This window comes from Nocardia seriolae NBRC 15557 (assembly GCF_007990715.1).
GTDB lineage: Bacteria > Actinomycetota > Actinomycetes > Mycobacteriales > Mycobacteriaceae > Nocardia > Nocardia seriolae.
The window spans coordinates 1-2,731 of sequence record NZ_BJWY01000239.1; the positions used below are offsets into that span (position 1 = coordinate 1).

Annotated in this window: 4 protein-coding genes; 2 read left to right on the top strand and 2 right to left on the bottom strand. The window is 65.9% G+C overall.

Annotated features, from left to right (window positions below; translation table 11 throughout):
• Positions 1-734: MspA family porin (locus NS2_RS35345; RefSeq protein WP_147207442.1), on the top strand; the 734-nt coding region annotated here is incomplete at its 5' end.
• Between the two features lie 295 nt (positions 735-1,029).
• Here the strand turns inward: NS2_RS35345 and NS2_RS35350 are convergent.
• Both NS2_RS35350 and NS2_RS35355 read right to left on the bottom strand, forming a co-directional pair.
• Positions 1,030-1,758, bottom strand: coding sequence for a hypothetical protein (locus NS2_RS35350; protein ID WP_045440583.1), 729 nt, complete (start codon positions 1,756-1,758; stop codon positions 1,030-1,032).
• Positions 1,759-2,115: 357 nt separating this feature from the next.
• Positions 2,116-2,505 carry a hypothetical protein gene (locus tag NS2_RS35355; protein ID WP_143161215.1) on the bottom strand — a complete coding sequence of 130 codons (390 nt, stop codon included), beginning with the start codon at positions 2,503-2,505 and terminating at the stop codon, positions 2,116-2,118.
• Positions 2,506-2,537: 32 nt separating this feature from the next.
• Between NS2_RS35355 and NS2_RS37060 the strand changes: the two genes are divergently transcribed.
• A partial coding sequence (locus NS2_RS37060; protein WP_222594911.1) for a hypothetical protein occupies positions 2,538-2,731 on the top strand: 194 nt, incomplete at its 3' end.

Below are 2,731 nucleotides of genomic sequence, written 5' to 3' on the forward strand. Positions count from 1 at the left end.
CGACACTAGTGCGTGTTCTGGTGATTGCCGCCCTGTTGTTTCCGGCGGTGCTGGCTCCGGGTAGTGCCGTCCGGGCCACAGGATCCTCGGCGAGCGGCGATGGTGAGAGCAGGGCGTATCGGGCGGCCGAACGGGTGCAGGAGCTGCCGGACGGGATGGTCGCGAGGTTGCGGGTGCCAGCCCTGTGGGTCGGCCAGCAGCCGCCTCTGGACTCCAATCCGCTGACCCGCGAGGCCTTCGTCGGCGCTGATGTGTCCGCGGTCATCGACGGCTTTCATCCGGGCGCGCAGGTGTCGGGGACCGTCGAGATCGGTTATCAGTTCGGCTTTCCGGTCGCGTTGCCGTCCTCCTTCGAGGCGACCCTGAAGACGCCGGAGGTGTCCGTGACCGGGGGCGCGAATGCCCGGTTGGCTCCCAAGCTGACGGTGGGTCCGGTCGGCGGCGGGGGAGAGCTCGGTGAGGCCGGGGTGACCACCTCGGCGGAGGCCACGGTTCTCCCGTCGCAGGAGTTGGCATTCACGCTGAATCCATCCGCCGGAATCACCGACGTGTCGTTGATGAGCGCTGAGCTGGGCGGGCCGTCGCTCGATATCCATTACGCGGACGCGGAATTCCATGCGACGAATGTGTTGGGGCCGTTGAATATGCGCCCCTACGTGAAATTCACGGTGACGGTGGCTGGTCGGGGAAGCTACCTGCTGACCTTCTATTCGGCGCCGACGACGCTGGTTTGAGTGATCCGACCGGGGCTCCCCGCCACCAGTTGTCCGCGCCTCTCGACAGTTTCCCGGCCGGATGGTAGTCGGTGAAAGCCGCGTCCGCGGGGTCGGCTCGATTCTCGTCTCGCCGCGAGTCGCGTTTGATTTCTTGCCCCGAGAACATGAACATGGCCGGGAGAACGCACAGCGCCACCGCCCCGAGGGCGATCATTACTACGAGTAGTTCGTACATGGTCCGATATCCGTTGGTCGAATGGGGTGGGCGGGAGAATCCTTGTGACGCTCCCGCCCACCTCGGAATCCCAGGGGCCTAGCCGACGTTCTGAATGCCGACCGTAGGCAGGAAATAGCAGGTCCCCGAGGAATGGGAGACTGATCCGACGACCATCGACAGGACCAGGCCTTGGCCGGTGTCGACAGTTGCCGCGCGGATGCCTGCCTGCGGGAGCGAGTTCAGCGCGTCGGAGACCATCTTGATGAACGGCGCCGCCGCGGCCTCGACGATCGGGCCGAGATCGGCGGCCTGCCGCGCGATCCCGTCGACGATGACGTCGGTGGGGCTCCCCATGGAGTTGATGCCGCCCTGGAAATTGCTCATATTGAGCCAGGCGACCGACATCCCGGATTTGGTTTCCGAATCGTCGCCGATGCCCGCCGGCGCGAACCCGTAGAGCACCTGACCGCTCTTGACCGCGTTCAGATCCAGGCCGAGCACGGTGAGATCCCCGAGGATCGGGGTGTAGGGCCCGGGAATCGCACCGGCGACGCCGGGCACGATGCCGAGCGGGACGCCGGGAATCTGCGAGCAGAACGCTGCGGCCGTCGGGATCAGGAACGGTTGGACCCCAAGTGACCGGAGTCCCGCGTTCGCGGTTTCCAGAAGTTTGCCGATATCGCTGGTGAGGGACAGCGGCTGGAGTTCGTCTACCGCGACGCCCGGGTTGGACCCGGGGTCGACCTCGCCCGCTGCGGCCGGACCGGTGCCGTCGATCGGTTCGGCCAGCGCGGGGGCGGCGGCATAGCCGGTCGCCCCGGCCATAGCGGCGATCGTCAGCCCGGTGGCCAGTCGTGTTCGAAGTCGGTGTTTCACTGCGTTTTCTCCGTTCTACGAGCTGAACGAGCCGGAGGAGATGCCGCCGAGAATCGAGCAGATCGCCTTGAAAATGAATCCGATCGCGGAACCGCTGGGAAGGATGCTCATGTGAGTTCTACTTTCTTGTGCGTTGCTTGTTGGAATTCTTCTGGCAAGAACGGAGTTCGAACTTGCTCGACAAGCGTCGCGTCCGGGCGCGGCATGCTCGGAGAATTGCCGGAATAACTTTTGGCCGCGGTGGTCCCGCAGCATTCCGGCAGCAGTGTGGGCGATGAGCGTCGGATCCGACACCCCGGCGCTCGATCAGTAGTCGAGGGCGTGCTCGGGTTGGCAGACGTCCATCGGGGAGGGGAGATAGCGGACGATCGCGTCCAGGATCGGGGCCGTGTCGTTGCTGCGGGGGGCGGTACCGCAGAGGATCGGGACCACGTCGCCGATGCGGGTGAGGGAGCGGATGCGGTCGAGAGGGATGTCGCGTGGCGGTGTGGGGTCGTGCGGGAAGACCGTCCGCACCAGGGTGTGAAAGGCGTCCTCGGCGGGTTGCCAATGGGGGCCGTAGATGTCGGCGGCCAAGGGTTCCAGAGCCCACATCGAGGGGAGGTCGATGACGCCGTCGAAAGGTGGGCCGACGCCGAGGGAGAGGTGTAGGGGCAGGGGGTCGCGCCGCGGGTGTCGGTGATGGTGCGCAGACACCGGGCGAGGTTGGCGGCGGGGTTGCCGAGGGTGTGGATGAGGCACATGCGGCCGACTTGGTGGTCGTCGGCGATCTGGAGGATGGTCTCGAGCCGGGCCGCGTTGCCGGCCTCGGCGTCGACGACGGCGATCACGCTGTCCGCGAGGCGAATGCCGAGATCACCATCGTCCGATCAACGTCCTGCGACAGCACACCTAATACTCCAGCATCACTTCGTGATGTAGC

Bases quoted from the DNA above. Each gene is read 5' to 3' on its own strand.
- NS2_RS35350 (WP_045440583.1), bottom strand. From the start codon at position 1,758: ATGGCCGGGGCGACCGGCTATGCCGCCGCCCCCGCGCTGGCCGAACCG.